At 40.9% G+C, this 20,562-nt stretch carries 21 protein-coding genes and 1 riboswitch; all 21 genes read right to left on the bottom strand.

What is annotated here, in order from left to right; translation table 11 throughout:
* Positions 1 to 3: 3 nt before the first annotated feature.
* Positions 4 to 885 (bottom strand): ethanolamine ammonia-lyase subunit EutC, encoded by an 882-nt coding sequence (eutC, locus tag HCX62_RS04435; protein WP_185503677.1) that lies wholly within the window; start codon positions 883 to 885, stop codon positions 4 to 6.
* Positions 886 to 904: 19 nt separating this feature from the next.
* Positions 905 to 2,269 (bottom strand): ethanolamine ammonia-lyase subunit EutB, encoded by a 1,365-nt coding sequence (locus tag HCX62_RS04430; protein WP_003721574.1) that lies wholly within the window; start codon positions 2,267 to 2,269, stop codon positions 905 to 907.
* 41 nt (positions 2,270 to 2,310) lie between these two features.
* A complete protein-coding gene (gene eutA / locus HCX62_RS04425) occupies positions 2,311 to 3,732 on the bottom strand; it encodes an ethanolamine ammonia-lyase reactivating factor EutA (RefSeq protein WP_185637203.1) in 1,422 nt (473 codons plus the stop codon).
* Between the two features lie 89 nt (positions 3,733 to 3,821).
* On the bottom strand, positions 3,822 to 5,279 hold the full coding sequence (locus HCX62_RS04420; protein ID WP_185637202.1) for a sensor histidine kinase: 1,458 nt from the start codon (positions 5,277 to 5,279) through the stop codon (positions 3,822 to 3,824).
* Positions 5,272 to 5,853 carry an ANTAR domain-containing response regulator gene (locus tag HCX62_RS04415; RefSeq protein ID WP_185391590.1) on the bottom strand — a complete coding sequence of 194 codons (582 nt, stop codon included), beginning with the start codon at positions 5,851 to 5,853 and terminating at the stop codon, positions 5,272 to 5,274. Before HCX62_RS04415 ends, HCX62_RS04420 begins: the two co-directional genes overlap by 8 nt.
* A 274-nt stretch (positions 5,854 to 6,127) precedes the next feature.
* A complete protein-coding gene (locus tag HCX62_RS04410; RefSeq protein WP_008947539.1) occupies positions 6,128 to 7,267 on the bottom strand; it encodes a 1-propanol dehydrogenase PduQ in 1,140 nt (379 codons plus the stop codon).
* Between the two features lie 386 nt (positions 7,268 to 7,653).
* Positions 7,654 to 7,803: riboswitch (adenosylcobalamin (AdoCbl) riboswitch) on the bottom strand.
* 55 nt (positions 7,804 to 7,858) lie between these two features.
* Positions 7,859 to 8,734, bottom strand: a complete 876-nt coding sequence (locus HCX62_RS04405; RefSeq protein WP_185637201.1) for a GHMP family kinase ATP-binding protein — start codon at positions 8,732 to 8,734, stop codon at positions 7,859 to 7,861.
* Positions 8,724 to 9,809: a threonine-phosphate decarboxylase CobD gene (cobD, locus tag HCX62_RS04400; protein WP_185637199.1), complete on the bottom strand. Its 1,086-nt coding sequence runs from the start codon at positions 9,807 to 9,809 to the stop codon at positions 8,724 to 8,726. The genes HCX62_RS04405 and cobD overlap by 11 nt, the downstream gene beginning before the upstream one ends.
* A gap of 13 nt (positions 9,810 to 9,822) precedes the next feature.
* Positions 9,823 to 11,016, bottom strand: a complete 1,194-nt coding sequence (locus HCX62_RS04395) for an acetate/propionate family kinase (RefSeq protein ID WP_185637198.1) — start codon at positions 11,014 to 11,016, stop codon at positions 9,823 to 9,825.
* 68 nt (positions 11,017 to 11,084) lie between these two features.
* Positions 11,085 to 11,789: an MIP/aquaporin family protein gene (locus HCX62_RS04390; protein WP_185637197.1), complete on the bottom strand. Its 705-nt coding sequence runs from the start codon at positions 11,787 to 11,789 to the stop codon at positions 11,085 to 11,087.
* 27 nt (positions 11,790 to 11,816) lie between these two features.
* Positions 11,817 to 12,935, bottom strand: coding sequence for a 1-propanol dehydrogenase PduQ (locus HCX62_RS04385; RefSeq protein WP_185637195.1), 1,119 nt, complete (start codon positions 12,933 to 12,935; stop codon positions 11,817 to 11,819).
* A gap of 15 nt (positions 12,936 to 12,950) precedes the next feature.
* The gene (locus HCX62_RS04380) at positions 12,951 to 14,360 is read right to left on the bottom strand and encodes an aldehyde dehydrogenase family protein (RefSeq protein WP_185637193.1); all 1,410 of its coding nucleotides are present in this window, start codon (positions 14,358 to 14,360) and stop codon (positions 12,951 to 12,953) included.
* 6 nt (positions 14,361 to 14,366) lie between these two features.
* On the bottom strand, positions 14,367 to 15,362 hold the full coding sequence (locus tag HCX62_RS04375; protein ID WP_185637191.1) for a cob(I)yrinic acid a,c-diamide adenosyltransferase: 996 nt from the start codon (positions 15,360 to 15,362) through the stop codon (positions 14,367 to 14,369).
* Between the two features lie 14 nt (positions 15,363 to 15,376).
* Entirely contained in the window at positions 15,377 to 15,640 is a 264-nt protein-coding gene (locus HCX62_RS04370) for a EutN/CcmL family microcompartment protein (protein ID WP_003736331.1), read from the bottom strand.
* A gap of 4 nt (positions 15,641 to 15,644) precedes the next feature.
* A complete protein-coding gene (gene pduM / locus HCX62_RS04365; RefSeq protein ID WP_185637189.1) occupies positions 15,645 to 16,124 on the bottom strand; it encodes a PduM family microcompartment protein in 480 nt (159 codons plus the stop codon).
* Complete coding sequence (eutJ, locus tag HCX62_RS04360) at positions 16,121 to 16,960, bottom strand: ethanolamine utilization protein EutJ (protein ID WP_185637187.1); 840 nt, start codon at positions 16,958 to 16,960, stop codon at positions 16,121 to 16,123. The genes pduM and eutJ overlap by 4 nt, the downstream gene beginning before the upstream one ends.
* 20 nt (positions 16,961 to 16,980) lie before the next feature.
* On the bottom strand, positions 16,981 to 17,616 hold the full coding sequence (locus tag HCX62_RS04355) for a phosphate propanoyltransferase (protein ID WP_185637185.1): 636 nt from the start codon (positions 17,614 to 17,616) through the stop codon (positions 16,981 to 16,983).
* A 3-nt stretch (positions 17,617 to 17,619) separates the two neighbouring features.
* Positions 17,620 to 17,895, bottom strand: a complete 276-nt coding sequence (gene pduA / locus HCX62_RS04350) for a propanediol utilization microcompartment protein PduA (RefSeq protein WP_003719364.1) — start codon at positions 17,893 to 17,895, stop codon at positions 17,620 to 17,622.
* 25 nt (positions 17,896 to 17,920) lie between these two features.
* Positions 17,921 to 18,367: a BMC domain-containing protein gene (locus tag HCX62_RS04345; RefSeq protein ID WP_185637183.1), complete on the bottom strand. Its 447-nt coding sequence runs from the start codon at positions 18,365 to 18,367 to the stop codon at positions 17,921 to 17,923.
* A gap of 12 nt (positions 18,368 to 18,379) precedes the next feature.
* Positions 18,380 to 18,727: a glycerol dehydratase reactivase beta/small subunit family protein gene (locus HCX62_RS04340; RefSeq protein WP_008947524.1), complete on the bottom strand. Its 348-nt coding sequence runs from the start codon at positions 18,725 to 18,727 to the stop codon at positions 18,380 to 18,382.
* Positions 18,724 to 20,544 (bottom strand): diol dehydratase reactivase subunit alpha, encoded by a 1,821-nt coding sequence (locus HCX62_RS04335; RefSeq protein ID WP_185637181.1) that lies wholly within the window; start codon positions 20,542 to 20,544, stop codon positions 18,724 to 18,726. Before HCX62_RS04335 ends, HCX62_RS04340 begins: the two co-directional genes overlap by 4 nt.
* Positions 20,545 to 20,562 lie beyond the last annotated feature (18 nt).

Genomic DNA, 20,562 nt, shown 5'->3' with positions numbered 1-20,562 from the left:
AGCTTATTTTAAGTCGATACCAGAACATTTTTTCTCAAGCATATTGTGAATTAATTCAGCAATATATGCGCCTGCTTCAACCGGTGGAGTTCCGCCGCTATGAATGTTAGAAATAACTGTACGACGAGCTTCTGGCATACCAACTGTTGGTTTGTAAGCAATGTATGCACTCATGGATTCAGCTGTTACTAGACCTGGACGTTCACCTACAAGTAAGCAAACTACGTCAGCGCCAGTGATTTCGCCGATTTGATCCATAGAAGGTACACGACAATGTTTAACGAAAACAATGTTATCAAAATCTAAGTTATACATTTTCAAACCTTGTTTAATGGATGGTAAGATGTCTTTGATGTTAGCTTCAATTGCCGCCGAGCTAAGTCCGTCACCGACAACGATTTGTAGTTTTGCGTTTTTCGTAGTATTAGCACGAATAACTTCTACCATTTCATTGTCAAATTCACGACCTAAGTCTGGGCGAGTTAAGTACTCATCTTTATCATGACATTTAGTGTTTACTGGGATGAAGTTCATTTCTTTTACTAAATCCTCAGAAACGTAAGAGAAAACGGAATCTTGTGCTACTGCATGGTCCGCACGGAAACGAAGAGTTGTTTCTGTTTTGTAACGTGGACCAGCGCGCCATAAACCAAGTCGAGCAGGTGTCATTTGTTTCATTTTCAAATAACCTTCACGATCAGCTGGTTCTGGTACTAGTAATTGTTTTTTGATATCTACTTCAGTAATATCTGGGATACTACCTTCTGTTACAACTGTTTCAACTACAGATTTAGTTGGTGCAGCTGCTACTGTATCAGTTGTTTTACCACCAGACATTTCTGTTAAAATGCCTTCAATCATTTGTTTTAATTCTTGTTCGTTCATCGCTTAGTTCCTCCCTTCCTTATTTTAGGAAAATAGATGCATCTCCAGCACGGCTAGTTAATTTACCATTTTCGCTGAATCCCATTTTTTCCATCCACTGATCAAATTCTTTAATTGGTTTTAGGCCAAATAATTCACGTAAAGTGGCTGTTTCGTGGTAACCAGTTGTTTGGTAGTTAAGCATAACGTCATCACCATGAGGAATACCCATGATAAAGTTACATCCTGCTGCAGTTAGAAGTACTGATAAGTTTTCTACGTCGTTTTGGTCGGCTTTCATGTGGTTTGTGTAACATACGTCACAACCCATAGAAATACCAGTTAATTTACCCATGAAGTGATCTTCAAGGCCGGCGCGGATTACTTGTTTGGAATCATATAAATACTCAGGTCCGATAAATCCAACTACTGTATTTACTAGGAATGGATCAAATTTCTTCGCGAATCCATAACAACGAGCTTCCATTGTTACTTGGTCTACGCCGAAATGTGCGTCAGAAGAAAGTTCAGAACCTTGTCCTGTTTCAAAGTACATTACGTTTGGTCCAGTTGCAGCACCACTTTGAAGGGCTAATTGTCTAGCTTCTTCAATAGTTGCTCCGTCAAAACCGAAAGCTGTGTTACCTTTTTCAGAACCTGCGATAGATTGGAATACAAGACCAGTTGGAGCGCCGCGACGCATTGCTTCCATTTGAGTCTTCACATGTGCAAGTACACAAGTTTGTGTTGGCACATCCCATTTGCTGCGGAATTCTTCAAATTTATTAAGTAAGCGAACTACGCTATCAGTAGAATCATCTACTGGGTTAAGTCCGATTACCGCATCCCCAATCCCGTAAGTTAATCCTTCCATTAGTGACGCAAGGATACCATCAGGATCATCAGTTGGATGGTTTGGTTGTAGTCTAGCGGAGAAAGTTCCTGGAAGACCGATTGTTGTGTTCGCATGTGCGATAACACGGATTTTTTTAGCTCCATAAATTAAATCTAAGTTGGACATTAGTTTAGTAACAGCAGCAATAATTTCTGACGTTAGGCCGCGTGCAACACGTTTAATGTCAGCATCTGTTGTTTTATGGTCTAAAATCCATTCCCGTAATTCTTCCACTGTCCAGTTTTTGATGGAATCATGGATACGGTCGTTTACTTGGTCTTGAATAATACGTGTTACCTCATCTGTTTCATATGGGACAACCGGATTATTACGTAAATCTCCAAGCGTCATTTTAGAAAGCACCACTTTAGCAGCTACACGTTCTTCTGCAGATTCAGCAGCAACTCCGGCTAAGCGATCGCCTGATTTTTCTTCGTTTGCTTTTGCCAACACATCAGTGATGGATTTGAACTGGTATGTATGGCCGAATAAATTCGTTTTTAAAATCATTCGATAAATCCTCCTCTCAAAATTAAAGCTATTTATGTGGATCAGTTAAAGACTAAGGTTTTTACTACTACTGGTAGCACTTTCCCGTCAGCAACTGGTTTTCCTATATCAATATAATCACCATTATCGACTTTGACACTATCCAAACAAATTAGTGGATAGCCGGCTGGTAAATGCCCGAAAATGCTTTGTCCGAGGGCCTTTGCCATGTCATGCCAAGTAATGATAATTAGCGGATGACCAAGTGCAATCGGTTCTTTCATTCCTTCGCAAATGGCTTTCGCATACTCTGTTACTTGCTGGAAACTTGGGCTATTTTCGCCTTCAATTGCAAGCGCAATACGTTCCATTTCATTATCTATTTTGAACCAGCTAAGTTTTTCCTTGATGACTTCTGCCATATTTTCATCTTCTTCTTGTTTGGCAAGTTTCAAAATCGGAATGTTTTTTACTGGGAAAATTTTCTCGGTGTACGTAATGGTGCTACCGCTAATTTCAGCTGTGTGTGAACCGGCTCCCACCACGGTCGCCCGTATGGTTTCGACAGATTCGATATACTTTTTTTCGGTCATCAAGCTAGATTCAGCTATAGCCTTTCCTAGCAGTAAACCAATATCGCCATATCTAAATGGATCACTTAGCGCGCCACTGGAAATACAATCTGCAACGCCTCCGGAAAATGAGATACATTCAATTTCCGTTAAAAATTTCAAGCCTTTATTCGTAATGATTGTTTCATAAAAATCATTTGGCGCCCCGAGAGCAACACTGTTTTTTAGTAATTCGACCATTTCGCCTAAAACTGGCTGTAAATTTTCTGGTGAAGTTGTTCCACCAAGCGTGATTGGATAACCACGTTTTTCGATTAAAGCTTGAATTTTTGGAGCAATATAGGTGATTTTTCTTGTTTCACGGTCTACTTTAATTAACCGACCACCAATATCTAAGCAAGCTGTATCAATGAGTTCCCCGCGATCAAATAGCGATAAGTTCGTTGTTCCACCGCCAATATCCAAATTCACAACGGATGTGTTATTATTTTTGGAATACGTGTGCGCGCCCGCTCCTTTTCCGGCAATGATACTTTCTAAATCCGGACCAGCAGTTGCAACAACGAAGTCTCCTGCAAAACCACTCATTGCCTCTAGCACGTTGCTCGCATTATCTTTACGAGCTGTTTCACCCGTGATAATAACGGCCCCCATGCCAATTTCTTCTTTTTTAATTCCTGCATTGGCATACTCTCTCGTTACAAAATCACGAATTGCCTCCACGTCAATCAAATTATCAGCAAGAATCGGTGTAAATAGAATCTCACTTCTAAAAATAATCCGCTTGTCTGAAATAACAATCCGCGGTACGGTGAAGCTCGATGCCATATTTTGAATTTCTAACTCGGATAAAATGAGTTGTGTTGTCGACGTTCCAAGGTCAATCCCTACACTTAAAATTGTTTCCGCCAAAACCCTCACTCCTTTCTAGCAAAAAGAAAAAGCTTAAAGACAAATAACAGTATCGTTACTTGGCTTTAAGCTTCATTGCTTTTTCATAGCTACTTCTTTGTAGCATGGATAGAATTGTATTTAAAATCAAACATTGTTTTTGTTCCATGTTCATTCGATTCAATTGTTACTTTGCCTCGCAGTTTATCTTTAATGTAACTTTTGACAATGGAAAGTCCTAGGCTTTTTTCGGACACTTTGCGAACGTTGAAGCCATGCCCATTATCCGTTACTTCTGCGTGAATTAAGTTTTTTTCTTCTTTTATTTGTAGTAAAATTTCGCCGGATTCATTTGGATGGAATGCGTGATCATAGGAGTTTTGCAGTAGCTCATTTATAACGAGCGCCAGCGCCACAGTACGGTCACTATCCAAATAAATACGTTTATCGATATCCATTCTAACTGCCACTTTTGGGCAATCCGTACAACATCTTTCAATATTGTAGGCAACTGCTTCGATGACCATGTAAAGATTAATTCCATCTTCCATTTGCTTCGATAAAAGCTCATGTGTGGCTGCAATAGCAAGGATTCGGCTGACACTTTCATTTAGAATTTTCTGTGCCTCAACACTTGTCGAACGTCGGCCTTGAATTCGTAACAAGGAAACGACAGACTGCAAATTATTTTTGACACGGTGATGAATTTCGCGAATCGCTACTGATTTAGAAACGATTTCTGCTTCTTTCACCTTAATATCTGTAATGTCATGCAAGATAAGAATAAAACGGCATTCTTGCTCGTCTTCTTCTTTCACGAAAATCTGCTTCATAATAAAGTAATTCCCGGCAATAACCACTTCTTTTTTAAGTTGAATTGGTTGTTTCCCAGTTTCGATTTGATACATAATTGCGTCAAACATAATCTGGTCGAGTGATAAATTATCATAATGCATGCCTTGGATATCTTCCATGTAACCAAGTCGTTCGTAATACTGGTCTGCCGCGCAATTTTTTTGTTGTAAAATACCTTTACGATCAAAAATTAAAATCGCGTCATCTAGCTGATCGGTAATAGAATCGCTTAGTTTGCTCATCGCGGAAAGCGTAGTGGAGACATCACGATATGCCGTTTCTTCATTATCGATTTCAAAATGCGCTTTAATTTCGGCGCTGATATCGTTTTCTAGAATAAGCACGGCGATGACTCGCTGCTTGTTGCGAATTGGGTAGACTTTTTGGCGAATTAATACGTTTTCTTGTGTTTTTGCAAGTAAGTCATTGGAATTCATGCCCGTTTCAAGCGTTCTAAGTACACCTGGTTCGTTTGTACGAAGGGCTGTTTCTCCGACTACTTTATTTTTGTAAAGTGATTGGGTTGTTTTCGGTGGTGTATGATGAATTACAAGCGCTTCACTAGTAAGTTTGTTATAGACATCAATAAACACATCTACATCTTGATACATGGAAGACACGCTTAATGACTTAGCTGTATGAATCAATTCATCAATATCATGTTCAGACAAATCCGTATAGCGTAAACACATTTCTCGAATCGTTTTAGTCATCGCTCATCACAATCGTTTCTGCGATTTCCATCATCGGACAACGCTTGTCCATACTCAGGTTGCGAATCATGTTGTAGGCTTCTTCTTCTGTGATGTTGTTCTCAATCATAAGCACACCTTTTGCTTTTTCAATCACTTTGCGTTCTTCTAATTTTTTGGTGAGCTTTTCTAATTGCTGTTCTAATTTCCTTGTTTCTCGCCCTTTGGCAATACTCATTTCAACCGTTGGGATCAAACTTTTCTCATCAAGTGGCTTGACTAAATAACCTAATGCTCCGAATCCTTTTGCTTTCTCGGTGTTTTTTTGATCACTAAATGCAGTAAGTAAAATAATTCCGCCAGCAAGGCCATCTGAAATAATTCGTTTCCCTGCTTTTAAGCCGTCTAAGAGTGGCATTTGAATGTCCATAATAACAAGATCTGGTTGATGTGTTTTACAAAGCTCAATTGCTTCAAAACCATCTGTCGCTTCCCCTACAACATTGTAGTTCGCTTCTTCCAAGATGTCTCGGATATCCATTCTTGTAATAGGTTCATCATCGGCTATTACAATTCTTCCATTCATTTCTGTCACGTCCTCTTCTTCTGCTATTGATTGATTCGTCACAATAAAGGACAAAATCATTCTATAGAAGCATTTACTTGAGCGAAAGAGTTAAAGAGCTAGAGAAAAATTCCTCCAAGAAAATAGAAAGAGCCCCTTAAAAATATTGTGCAATATTTTTGAGGGAGCCCCGTTGCTCTGCTATATTTATAATTCCACACGTCTTTGTGCTCGGTTCTATTATAAAGTAGCATGAAAACGATGTCAATAGGTTATTTGATTCCAGTTGTGAAATAAATAACTTTTATGCCAACATTTTTTCGAGAATAGCACTAACATCTGTTTCTGTCGGTGTTCTAGGATTCGTTGCAGTACAGCCGTCGTTTAGCGCGCCTTCAGCGATTTGAGCGATATTTTCATTTAAATCTGTGCGGCTAACACCACATTCTGATAAGGTTGTCGGCATATTGAGTTTCTTTTGCAGTTGTTTAATTGCATTGATCAGGCTGCGAACACCAAGTCTTGTGTTGGATGCTGGCATTTTTAGTAATTTCGCAATTGCTGTGTAACGTTCTGCTGCACGGTTATCTGGATTGTTACCGAAATCACTTGTAATTCCAGCGTTATAGCTAATTACGTGTGGTAAAAGTAATGTATTCATACGGCCATGCGGAATTTTAAATTTAGCTCCAGCTGTATGAGCGATACCATGATTTAAGCCAAGTGATGTAATATTAAACGCCATTCCTGCTAGACAAGACGCATTATGCATTTTTTCACGCGCTTCCAGGTCATTTCCGTCTTTATAAGCACGTTCTAAGTAAGTGAATACTAATTGGATTACTTTTTCTGCCATTGCATCTGAGTAATCGTTGGCTTTTGTGGATACATATGCTTCAAGCGCATGCGTTAACACGTCCATACCAGTGTCCGCTGTAATTGCTGGTGGTACAGATTTTACTAAGTCCGCATCTAAAATCGCTTCATCAGGCAAAATGGCATCTGTAATAAGTGGATATTTAATCGCTTTTTCTTTGTTTGTAATAACGGAGAAACTAGTTACTTCTGAGCCAGTTCCACTTGTTGTCGGGATAACGATGAAAGGCATCGCGCGTACCGTACCAAGTTTTTGACCGAAGAATTTCATTGCTTTCGCCGCATCGATCGCAGAACCACCACCGATAGCAATCATCAAGTTTGCATCACATTCATTTAAAACTTCAATTCCTGCTACCACGTTTTCAATCGGTGGATCTGGAATAATTTCGCTAAAAATCGTATATGTATTCGATGGATCAATTTTTTCTGTAATGGCATTAATCATTCCCGAACTAACCATAAATGGATCCGTTACGATGAAGATTTGTTTGTCTTTAAAATCAAGTAAACGATCTGTTGCTCCTTGGCCAATATAAAGGTCTGTTTTAAAACTAACTTTTTGCATGAGATTACCTCCTAATTTTTTAAAACTAAAAAAAGAAGCTTTGAGTAGAGAAATTTCCTCTTCCAACTCAAAGCTTCTTTGCTAAGTAAACAGTACGCCTTTGTACCGTAAAATATTTTATTTGTCCACTTTATTAAAAACCAAACACGTGGAAATGTCAAATCTTTTTTTGTAAATAGGCAATGAAGATACGTTCCTTGTATCACTCTTTTCACCGTTGAAAAGATCATTGCCCACCATAAAACTAAGCGGTGCACATCTTTGTGCGTATGGTGCTTGATAAAACGTTGCTTCGTTCAGCTTCTCGGCACCAAACCATTTACAGTGGGCTTATTTGCTTTTAAAAACAAATAAAAAAGCCCCAGTGAGACAACTACACTGGAACCAAGAATTATACATGCTTTGCCTCGAAGCAGTATAACCAGTTAAAACAATTAGATAAAAGACCTGACTTAGAGTGTCTAACTCCTTACAGTGGCGGGACCGTGCTGGATTTTCACCAGACTTCCAGTATCTAACTGTTTGTATGAACGAATTCGTTTATCAAGGTTATTATAGCATAAATTAGACCGCTTGCAAGAAGAATTTGCTCTAGAAAATAATTCGTACCCCACCATTTACTAACTCTCGGAAGTAATATCTGCTATAAAAAGTGGTGACGTAGCGCCGTTCTAATTCAAATAAAATTTCTAGTGGATCAGTTTTTTCAAGATCATAAAGCAAACCGACAACTGTTCCACTATGAGAGACATTCAGCCCCACTAAATCAAGATTCTCCGCTACTTCTACTAACTCATTCCAAAATGGTTTGGGTAAAATGGCTTGGTTACACGCTGCGCTGATGGATGCAGCTTCGCCAAGTAGGTGGATGGATTTTTGCGCGACAGCTTGGTTGAAAAGTTGCAGCCCTTTTGCTAGTTGCGGTTCGTTTTTGAGTAATTGTTCTTGGTGGTCTTTTTGGCGGTAGATGGCTGTTTCTAAGATGGTAAGTGGTTCTAATACGACGACACCGAGTTTTGGCATCCAGTTGGAGCTTTGGATTACGTCCCCTTTTAAGTGATCGAATAAGGTTAGTGATTTGAAAATGGTACTATCGGTTGGTTCAAGTTGTAGACAGAGTTTGGCGATTTCAGATTCGGTTATCGGTTTATTGAGCCATTTTGCGGTAGCTCCAATTGTTGCAGCAATATCAGCTGTGGAGCTTGCCATTCCTTTAGCGACCGGGATAGTTGATTTTACTTGTAGCGATACCGGTGGGCGCTCTCTTTTTGTCATGCCAAAATACTCGCACGTTAAATCGAATGCAAGCCATGCTTTTGTGTGCCCAGAGCTATTTACTCCCAGTTTATCGGACAAAGTTACTTCGGAATACCAGTTGATTGGGTACGAAATCAGTTTTTCGCCGCCCGCAATCCATCCTTGTAAAAGTTCGCCACATGAAGCTGGGCAAGTTGCTTTAATTTCCACTGAAAACCACCTCAAGCGCAGACAAAAGTTGGCTATTATCATCCCTACTTTTCACCGCAACTCGGTAATAATTTTCGGATAGCCCGCGGTAATTTGCGCAACTGCGAATGAAAATCCCTTTTAACAGCAATTCTTTTCGTAAGTCGAGCGGTTTTTCAAGGTGGAAAAATATGTAGTTAACGCTTGGTCGATACACTGTAAGTTCTGGAAACCCAGTTAAGCCTTCGTATAGAAATTCGCGTTCTGCTGAAAGCCAGCTGTATGTTTGGTTAATATAATCGGTATCGTCAAATAAAATCTGCCCTGCTAAATCAGCAAATGTATTGATAGACCAAGGTTCGCGCATTTGAAGTAGCGCCTCGGATAATAAATCGTTTTTCGTTAATAAGTAACCCAGTCGTAGTCCTGGTATCGCGAAAAACTTGGTAAAAGCGCGAATAATTGCTAAATGTGGGAATTGTTGCAAATAAGGAATCATTGAAATCGTTTCATTGTCTTCTAAAAAGTCCATAAAAGCTTCATCGATAATTAAATAAATGTTTCGTTTTTCACATAAAGCAGCAATTTGCACCATTTCTTGTTGCGAAATTAGTTGTCCGGTTGGGTTGTTCGGATTGCACAAACAAACGGCATCGATATCTGGTTCTCGTTCGAGTGTCGCTAGTACGATTTTAGCTGCTGCGAAATGGGTTTCATTCGTTAATTCTGCATAAACAATTTCCGCATCAAAAAAAGCACGTTCATATTCCGCAAAAGTAGGCGCAAGTAAGAGAACTTTTTGCGCCTTAGTTACTTTTGCTATTCCGAAAATCAGCTCCGTCGCCCCGTTTCCAGGGATAACATTCGCTAGGTCGAGTTGATGGAACGAGGCAATTCGCGCACGGAGCGCCAAGTAATCTGGTTCTGGATATTCTACCAGTTGATCCAAATTTGCAGTTATCGTTTGTTTCAAACTAGCTGGGACTCCAAGTGGATTAATATTCGCACTAAAATCGAGTACCATTTCTTTTGTAAGTCCATGTTTTTTTGCTAGTTCGTTGTAGTTGCCACCGTGAGAAGCCGTCGTTATTTTCACATCAAATCGCTCCTTAACTTATCGTTTGTTTTGCGTACTTTTCTACATCCCGAGCAATCATTAGTTCTTCATTGGTTGGAATGATGCACACTTTGACCGCTTCGTTATCATCGCTAATTATCATATCACCCGCATTATTTTTTGTCACATTGCACGTTACGCCAAGGTAACTGAGCTGTTCTGTAACCATTTTGCGAATCAGCGGGGAATTTTCGCCCACTCCTGCTGTGAATAATAAAGCGTCGCAACCGTTCATTGCTGAAGCGTATGCACCGATATAATTACAGATTTGGCCGGTAAACATGCGAAGTGTTAATAATGCGCGCGAATCGCCTTGTTCTGCCGCGATTTCAATGTCTCTAAAGTCGCTTGAAATTCCTGAAACGCCAAGAACACCAGATTCACTAGACATCATATGCATCACTTCATCCAAGCTATAGCCTAATTCATCAACTAAATACGGGATGATTGTCGCGTCAATTGTACCAGAACGTGTTCCCATCATCAAGCCAGCATTTGGCGTAAAGCCCATCGAAGTATTCACTGATTTCCCAGCTTCAATCGCACAAACACTCGCTCCATTACCTAAATGACAAGAAATAATTTTTAATTTTTCTAAAGGTTTTTCCAGAACTTCTGCCGCTTTTTGCGCAACATATTTGTGACTCGTCCCATGAAAACCGTATTTTCGAATATGATGTTTTTCGTAAAGTTCGTAAGGAAGCGCATATAAAAAGTTTTCTTCTGGAATCGTTTGGTGGAAAGCCGTATCAAACACTGCTACCGAAACTGCATTTGGCAGCAATTCGCGGAACGTTTTAATGCCAATGATGTTCGCTGGATTATGCAGTGGAGCAAGACTCGTCACATCTTCAATCCCCTTCACAACATCATCCGTTACAATACACGACTTAACAAAAGCTTCCCCGCCGTGAGCCACACGATGCCCGACTCCGATAATTTCATTTAAATCATTAATCACTTGATGCGCCTTTAATTGCTCTAACAAAAGTTCAACTGCTTCTCCGTGATTATTTATCGCACGGGTCTCTTTGATTTTTTCGTTTTGAAAGGACATGTTGAATATGGCATCTGGTAATCCGATTCTTTCAATTAAGCCCTTAACTAAGACTTCTTCTCCTGGCATTGTAAAAATTTGGAATTTCAGTGAAGAACTCCCTGCGTTTATCGCCATAATTTTGTGCATATAGCTCAGTCCTTTCTCATTTTTAAAGGAGTAAACAAGCTGTTCTTTGTTTACTCCATGTTATTTTTTTATAAAAGAATGTTAAAAAGTCCAATGGCTAGTAGACCACCGATGATTGGTCCTACGATTGGAATCCAAGCGTAGCGCCAGTCTGATCCACTTTTATTTGGGACGGGTAGTAAAAAGTAAGCAAGTCTTGGTCCTAAGTCACGTGCTGGGTTAATTGCATAACCAGTCGTTGGTCCGAAACTCATTCCGATTGCGACTACGAGGAAACCGAGAATTAATGGGTTTAAACCATCTGTGAAACTGTTCGCCCCAATCATAAGTAAACCAAAAATAAAGGCAAATGTTGCGATAATTTCACTGATTAAGTTGAAAGGTGTATTTCGAATTGCTGGTCCTGTGGAAAAAATACCATGTGTATCAATTTCTTGTGGTGTCGCTTTAAAATGTGGATAGTAATGTAAAATAACGATTGATGCTCCGACAAATGCTCCGGCGATTTGGGCGATAATATATGGAACTACCTCTGCCCAAGGGAATGACCCTCCAACTGCGAGAGCGATTGTTACAGCTGGGTTTAAATGCGCCCCACTATATGCTCCGGCCACATAAATCCCAATCATTACAGCAAAACCCCAACCAAAAGTGACAACTACCCAGTTTGCACCTTGTGATAATGATTTGTTTAAAGTTAATCCTGCTAAAAGGCCGTTCCCAAACATAATCAAAACCATCGTACCAATAAATTCTGCCAAATATGCTGACATATTTTATCCTCCTTTTTAACGTAAAATCTAAATAATTTGTTCTAAAATTTCTTTTAGTTCTTGATGTGACGGTGTCGTTGGACTTGTTGGCAAGCAAGCGTCTTTCAGTGCATTTGTTGCAATTTCGTCCATTTTTGCATAGACTTTTTCTTTTGCTACACCAGCGTCTGTTAATGTGCGCGGCATTTGCATATGTTCCATCATCGCTACGATACGTTCGCGCAGTAAGCGGACAGCAGTTTCGTTCGAATCAGATCTGGATGCAATTCCACAAATCCGCGCCATTTCTGCATATTTTTGCTCTGTTTCGCGGTTTTTAAAGGCATTAAAACGAATAACTGCATCCAGTAAAATTGCGTTTGCTAAGCCATGTGGCACGTGGAACTGAGCACCGAGTTGATGCGCAATGCTATGATTTAAGCCGAGGTTGGCGCAGTTAAATGCCATTCCCGCCATTGTCGAAGCATTATGCATTTTTTCACGGTTGGCTAAATTGCGGCCATCGTCGTAACAACTCGTTAAGAAACGAAGCGTTAACTGGACACTTTTTTCACCTAGGGCATCGGTATAATCGCTCGCGGCTTTAGAAACATACGCTTCAATGGCGTGTGTTAATACGTCCATCCCAGTGTTTGCTGTAATCGCGGGCGGTACCGTGACAACCAGTTGCGCATCCAAAATAGCCATATCCGGTATAAGTTCGTCTAGGAAAAGTGGATACTTAATTTTTGTCGTTGGATCGGTGATAACGGTTGCGGCTGTTACTTCGGATCCAGTTCCACTTGTTGTCGGAATCGCAATAAACGTACTAATATTAATTTTCTCCAAACGTTTGGCAAAGTAGTAAATTCCTTTTGCCGTATCAATCGCCGAACCACCACCAAAAGCAATCATTACTTGCGGTTGAATTTTGCCCGCCTCACTAACGCCGCCAGCTACTTTCGAAATTGGTGGATCCGGGACAACATCGGTGAAAATATGCACATTATTCGACGCATCCAGCTGACCAATTAATCCTTGAAGTCCTTCTCCATCAGCTAAAAAACGATCACAAATAATCCAGACATTTTTGTTTTTAATTTCTTTTAACACTTGTAAACTATTCGTACCAAAAGCTACTTTTGTCTTAATTTGAAAGCTATTCATTCACTTTGCCTCCTCTTAACGAATCGAAAAACCATCAGTTAAAACACAACGGCGGCGTCTAGCAAAATGACGTGCTGTAGTGGTTCCTTCTCCGGTAGGCGTTGCAATGGTAAACGTAGCGCTACCTTCACCTCTAAAACCTAATCCTGCAAATGAAGGCCCATTTTTTACAAAGATGGATGTTTGCATGTCTCTTGCCGCTTTGTTTAATCTGGAAATATTTTGTGAATGCATCGTTGCAGTATGGTGTAATCCTTGCTCTAACTCAATCGCTACTTCAAGTGCTTCGTCAAAATCAGGCACTCTTACAAGCGGAACGATTGGCATTAATAGTTCCACTGTTGCAAATGGATGCGTTTTTGTCGTTTCTACAATGATTAAACGCGGGGTAAAATCACAAGTTATGCCAGCTTCTTTTAAAATTTCTGCGGCACTTTTTCCGACTAATTTTTTATTTGTCACGCCTTTATCTGTTACTGCCACTTTTTCTAATTTTTGAATATCGCTTGGGTTGGTCACATGTAGTGCACCATTTTTTTCCATTTGGAATAATAAGAAATCAGCAATGCTATCTACTGCTACAATGCTTTTTTCCGCGATACATAAAATATTATGGTCAAAAGATGCGCCGTCCACGATATCAGCGGCAGCTTTTTCAATATTAGCTGTTTCGTCTACGATTGACGGCGGATTTCCGGCTCCAGCACCAATAACTTTTTTGCCTGATTGCATCGCTTGCAGAACTACGCCTGGGCCACCTGTAATCACAAGTAACGGTACTTTCGGATGATTCATCATTTCTTGTGCAGCTTGAATAGATGGTTTTTCGACTGTAACGACCAAATTATCAATTCCGCAACTTTCGCGAACAATTGTATTCAGCTTTTCAATCAACCAAAGGGAAATATTTTTTGCTCCTGGGTGAGGGCTATAAAAAACTGCATTTCCCGCTGCGAGCATGCCGATCGTATTACAAATTAACGTTTCGGTTGGGTTCGTGCTCGGCGCTACTGCACCAATTACACCGTATGGAGAAAGTTCGTAAAGCGTCATGCCATTATCGCCAGTAGCCACTTCGGTATATAAATCCTCTACGCCCGGCGTTTTTTCAATCGCTAAAGTATTTTTCAAAATTTTATCTGCTACATTACCCATTCCTGTTTCCGCTACTGCTTTTGTCGCAATTGTTTCAATTTCTGGATAAAGAGTTTCGCGAATTGCTTTCACAACGTTGCGGCGTTCTTCTAGTGATTTTTCTTTATAACAATTTTGCGCTATCACTGCTGCTTGAACGGCTTCATCAACAGTATCAAAAATACCACTTTTCGCACCTTGTGTTATTGGTTTTGCTGGTGCTTCTTTTTGTTCTGTTAATTTTTCTAAAAGAACTTTTTTCACCAGTTGTTCGAGTTCTAATGATTCCATACAGAATTACCCCTTCTCTATCATTGATAATGCTTTTTTTGCAATGTGAATATCTTCTTCCACTGATCCGCCGCTAATTCCCATTCCCCCAATAATCACTCCATCATTTCCGTAGATTGGAACGCCTCCGCCAAAAGTAACAATGTCACCATTTGTGAGCGTTTCTAATTGATAAAGTGGGGCTCCTGGTTGAACGGCTTCTGCTAATTTTTCTGTACTTGTTTTCATCGCCACAGCAGAGTATGCTTTTTTCGTCGCCAGTTCTGCACTAACTAAAAGGGCATGCTCCATCCGATAATTAAATCTTGGATTGCCGTGCGCATCGACAATTGCGAGTGTGACTGGAACGCCTATTTCTTCAGAAACGATACAAACCTGATGCATTAATTTTTCACAAAAGGAAAATGACAAGTCGCTTGAAATCGGCTTTTCTTGCCCAGTTCGCTCTAAGTATTTAGCAACAATGAGCTTGGTTGCTTTGTCGAGCATTTGTCTAAAGTCCTCTTCTCTAGCAAGGATGTACAGGAAATCAGATAAACGATTGACGAATTTTAATAGCTCTTTTCGGACAGCCGTTTGCTCTGACAAACGAACTAATAATCGCTCGCCACGTCTAGCAACCGTCCGTGCGCTATGAAGAAATGCTCCAGCCGTACTTGATCCTGGCAGCACAAAACTATCGACTTTTGGCAATTTAGCTGTATAGGCATCAATGACTTTTTCAAGCGCTTGAATGTCGTCTTCTGTAATGATAATTTTGCTGGCGAGGGCTGATTCGTGTTCTGTTGCAAGTTCTGCGCAAACGTAAAATAATTGGCGCTCGACGTCTCTCAGCAGAGCCTTATTCTCCGCAGAAGTAACGAATTTTTCTGCCACACTAATTTCCGCATTAAGCTCATCGAACGAGCCATATGTTTCAACACGGTCATCATATTTTTTCACACGATTCCCATCAAATAGTGCAGTCGTACCCTTATCGCCGGTTTTTGTATAAATACTCATGAGTTATTCACTCCTTACTTATCAAAACTATCGACAATTGCAATAATTGCCGAGTCAATCGCACTATTTGGTTCCGCAAAAACACTTCTAGCGGCGTTTCCACGAGCAACAAGCACATATTCGCCAATTCCCGCGCCAACCGAGTCACAAGCCACTTCTTCTGAGCGAACATGTTCCCCGTTTGCATCAACTGGTTGTACAATCATTAATTTTTTACCAGTAAGCGAGTCTTCTTTTTTCGTTGAGACTACGCTGCCAGTAATTTTTGCCATAAACATAACGTCACTGCCTTTCCCGCACTGCAATATTATTTTTAGTTAAATATTCATTTGCAAGCGGTGTAATAAGCTGCTTTTTATATTTGCAAAGTGTACTTCCGCTTGGGATTATTGCGCTATCACCGTAGCAAATCACTTGACCACTTGAATGAAAAATTTGCTCCCCAGTACTTGTAAAAACTGGATAAACCAGCTGACTGAGCATGGCATAATCCAGCCAAGGCTCGCCATTATCATACAGTTCTAGTTCAATTACCACTCCGTAATCTGCTGCTTTTTCGAACCAAGAAGTGAGTGATTCTGCCCGGTTGCCACCAAGTATTCGCTCAAGAAAATGTTTGTTTACTTGTGTCAACCGAACCGTCCCACTTTCCATAAAAACTGCTACTGGATCCTGAGGCATTTTGCTCACAGTTATAGAAGTTTTAGTTTCTGCCCGAAGTTCCAAGCGTTGGACAATGATTTTCACTAATTTTTCTATCATAAATTTCCGCTCCCTGAACTCATGGCAATACCAAGAGGCGTGACATACTGCGGATAATTAGGTTGAAAAACGGGCATCTTCAAATAGCTTTCAAACGTATCTTTGAACTGACTATAAGCAGAAGCACCGCCAACAATATAAAGTGGCTCTGAGGGAGATTTTTCAAGATGAACACGGGTAATTTCTGCCATTTTTTCCACTACAGGACGCATGACTGAAAAATGCTCGCTCGAATCTTTTTGCGCGCGTTTATTCTGTTCAGCTTCTTCTACTGGGACACCATAATATCCAGCGAGAACAAGCGTCATATGCGTTCCTCCTGTTGGTTCATCTGCGGTATAAATTACTTCACCATTCTCAAACACACTAATTCCAGTTGTTCCACCGCCGACATCGACGACTACACCATTTTGCAAATCAAGTACTGCGGCGGCCGCTGTAGGCTCATCGATTGTGTAAAGTGCTTCCATTCCAGCACTTTCGATTACGTTCGCGACCACTTTTTTATTGTTTCCAACTGTACCTGGTGGGATGGCTCCCGAAGCATGTGTCAAACTTATTCCTAAACATTTTTCTGCTCGGTTTTTCAGTCGTGTCACAACTTCTACAGACTCGCGGTAATTGACAACGAGGCCGTCGCGAACAGCATCTGCAAATTCAAATGCACCAAAAAGTGGTACATTATTCTCATCTAACACAACAAACACAATCGAGGAAGTACCTAAATCGACGCCAACTTTCACTTTTTCCCCAGCTGGAATTTTTTGTTCGATATCTTTATTCATTAGCACTGCAAGCTGTTCCATTCGTTCATTCGCTGTTTGTAAAATATCCATTTCTCCACCTCCTTACCAGATCACGACTTGATTATTTTTGCAAAGCTCGTGCCAGCAATATCTGCCGCGTTCGCTTCATCTGTATCAATGTGCATTTCTGGAATAAATTGATCATTTACCCGAATCGTACAATGGTTTAAAACGAGACTGCGCATTTCCGAACCTACTAGTACAGAAACTTCATCACCTTGTTTCACGCCATATTCATTCGCCACACTTTCTGGTAAATGGATGTGTCGTTTGGCGATGATTGCTCCTTTTGGTAAATAGATTTCGCTATGTTTGGAAACGAGTTTGATTCCGGGTGTTCTTTCGATATCTCCGGAAACACGAATCGGGATGTTCATTCCAAGCATTCTTGCATCTGTTTTAGAAAGCTCTACTTGCGAAAATTTCCGAAGTGGCCCTAAAATGCGGACACGTTGTAGCTCCCCTTTTTCTGAGACTACAGTAAGTGTTTGCTCGGCTGCGAATTCGCCTGGTTGTTTAAGCCATTTTTTCACTTGAATAGGTTCATTTGGGAAAAGTTGGTTGTAGTCATTTTCTGTTAGATGAATGTGGCGGTTAGAGACTCCGATTGGAATCTCTGTTTCCGCACCACCAATTTTTTCTACTACTATTTGCTTGATTATTGCTTTTAATTCTTCTCTTTCCACGGCTTATAGACCTTTTGGTAGCAACGTTTCTACATCATTGTGTGGACGTGGAATTACATGGATAGATTGTACTTCTCCAACGTTACGAGCTGCTGCTGCGCCTGCATCTGTTGCTGCTTTTACTGCGCCAACATCGCCGCGAACCATTACTGTTACAAGTCCTGAACCAATTTTTTCATAACCTACAAGTGATACGTTTGCTGCTTTTACCATTGCGTCAGCTGCTTCAATTGCGCCGACAAGTCCTTTAGTTTCAATCATTCCAAGTGCATTATTCATTATTATTTCCTCCTCAAAATTAGGTTTACTTCTCTTCTTCAAAATGGATACAATCTTGTCTTGGATCGCCTTTTACCCGTGGGCATAGTGGATCGTGACATAGATTACATGTTGGTTCTGCCGCTACTTCGGGTTCAGCGACTTCTTCCGGCTCTGCGATTAATTCTGCTTCTACCGGTTTTTCTGGCGCTTCGTCTTCTTGTGGCCAAAACACTGTAAAAATCTCTTCCCCTGGTCGAGGAATGACTTTTTTCGCAATAAAGCTGTCTGAGGCTATTGCGGTTTGTTCTCCTGCTTCGAGCGCGGCATTTACTGCTGCAACATCTCCTTCTACTTTCACGGTAATCCAGCCAAAACCTTTTGCTGTTTCCGTGTCGACGAGTTGGATATTTGCTACTTTAGCCATTGTATCTGCTACTGTAATCGCTGAGGCAAGTCCTTTAATTTCAATTACTCCAATTGCTTGATGCATTCCTTCACCTCCTTATTTAAAAGGTACACCCTTAACGAGTCGCGCCGCATTCATTCCCATATTGCGCTGTTTTTCGAGTGTTGCTGCTCCAAAACGGTATTCCGAAAATAGCGGCTTATCTGGTGGCAAATTACGATAATGAATCACTAAATGATCATTTTTCAGCGTAATGCCAACTAGAAGTGGAGAACTCGCAGATGCTCGAAATGCGGCTTGCACTTCTTCTTTTAAAGAGATAATTTCTAACTCGCACGGAATGCCTTCCTCTTCTATTCCAAATAAAACTTGTTTAATACATTCAGGGTCGGCATCTTTATCTGCATGAAAATAAATAGCTGGCTTACTTACAACCGGAATCATGCCTCTGCACCTCCAGAAAGGATTAAGCCTGTCGCAACAGCATTTCTAGGACCTTCTTTGCCACGAATATTTCCACGGCCAGCAACGAGCGAATAATGAGAAAGTGCATCCGTTATTAATTGCGGAATCTCAAAATCAAGGGCTGACCCTCCGACAATAACGACAAATGGAATATCTCGAATATTCCCAGTTGGGCTAACATATTTTAATGCGCGGATGGTATTCGTTACAAAAACACGCTCTTTTGCTGAACGACGAATTAATTTAATTTTTTCAATCGACACATCACCAGGAATTGGTGCGAAGCCATCTGGTTTTACAATCACCACTTTCGCAAAAACGCTTGGAGAAAGCGGTGTATCGAAAAATTGGACCGTGCCATCTTCATGCCGAATGTGGAAAATGCTTTCGACTTTAGCAAGCGGATATTTTTTAATATCTTCTGCTAAATAACGATCCTCAAGACCAATTTCTGACTGGATAATCATCGTTACCATGTCGCCTGCTCCGGCTAAATGCGTCGCGATAATTTCTCCTTTTCCGTTAATAATCGAGGCATCTGTGGAACCCGCACCTAAGTCTAAAATTGCAAGCGGCGTATTGGTTCCAGGCGTAGTAAGTGCACCAAGGATTGCTGCCTCTGCTTCCGCCCCGCCAATTTTGACCGATACATTTAGCTCTTGTTCGATTTCTGAGGCGATTGCCGCCATTTGTAAATGATCACTTTTTACCATTGAGGCAATCCCAACTGCTTGCTCCATTGAAAACTCACCAGCAAGACCACCTTGAACATCGACTGGAACGAACGTATCTACAGCCAGCAAATCTTGAATAAAAATATCTGCCGGTAATTTATCTGTTAGCCCAGCCATGGTTTGCCGCACTTTTTCCAGCATGCCACCGATATTCGTTCCCGGTTCTCCGCTTGCATTGTCGAGTTTTGGCAGTGATGTAATCGCCTGCATAATCTTCTCGGATCCTTCTGCTACATTGACACGCAAGGTTCGCGAGCCCGACTCAAGTTCGATATGTCCCGCTGGAATGGTTCTCGCTTTCACGTCACCCTCTGGCGTTTTAATCACAACTGCCGAACGGTTTCCAATTAAAGCCCGCGCAACAGGAATAATATTTTTTGTTTCATCCGAGCTCAAATGAAAGACCGTCGCAATACCATATGGATTCGAAATGGTTTCAATGACTTTTCCGGGAGCAGCAACTTCGACAGCTGCTAACATATCCACCGGAACTTTATCAATAAATCCTACCTCGTCAACAATCGGCATTTTGTGATTTAATCGATTATGTACGAGCACGCCGTCATCAGCTTGAAGAATTGCCGCAGTTATTTGGTAGCCTTGTTCGGTATACTCATTAATCTGCTTTGCTGCATCCTCAAAGTCGACTGTTTTGGGAATGATCACAATGTAATCAGTGTCTTTTGATTTAGTTGGCACCTCATCCAAAAGTACAGTCATACCTGATCCCATCCCAAGTCCACCAGGTGTTTTAGGATTATGTCCAATCATGGTAGACTCCGTAATAATCGTTTCCGTAATTGTTTCCATTGCCACATCACCAATCACGGGAGTCGCTTCATTAATCCGGATTTCACTCAAGTCCGCGGTTGTTGCATTTACTTTTTCTAAAGCAAGCCGCAACGCTTTAAAAATCCCGTGAAGATTTTGTTTCGTTCCTTTGATACCAGTTGTATCCGTAATGGCACTTGCGACAAACTCGGCTTTACCTTGTGCGTTTATCTTTGCAAGCGCCACTTCGGTTGTCGAGTTTCCGATATCAATACCTGCAATATACTGCATTCATTTCACCGCATTTCC

The sequence above is a fragment of the Listeria swaminathanii genome (assembly GCF_014229645.1).
GTDB classification, from domain to species: Bacteria; Bacillota; Bacilli; order Lactobacillales; family Listeriaceae; genus Listeria; species Listeria swaminathanii.
This window is presented reverse-complemented; position numbering and strand designations above follow the sequence as displayed.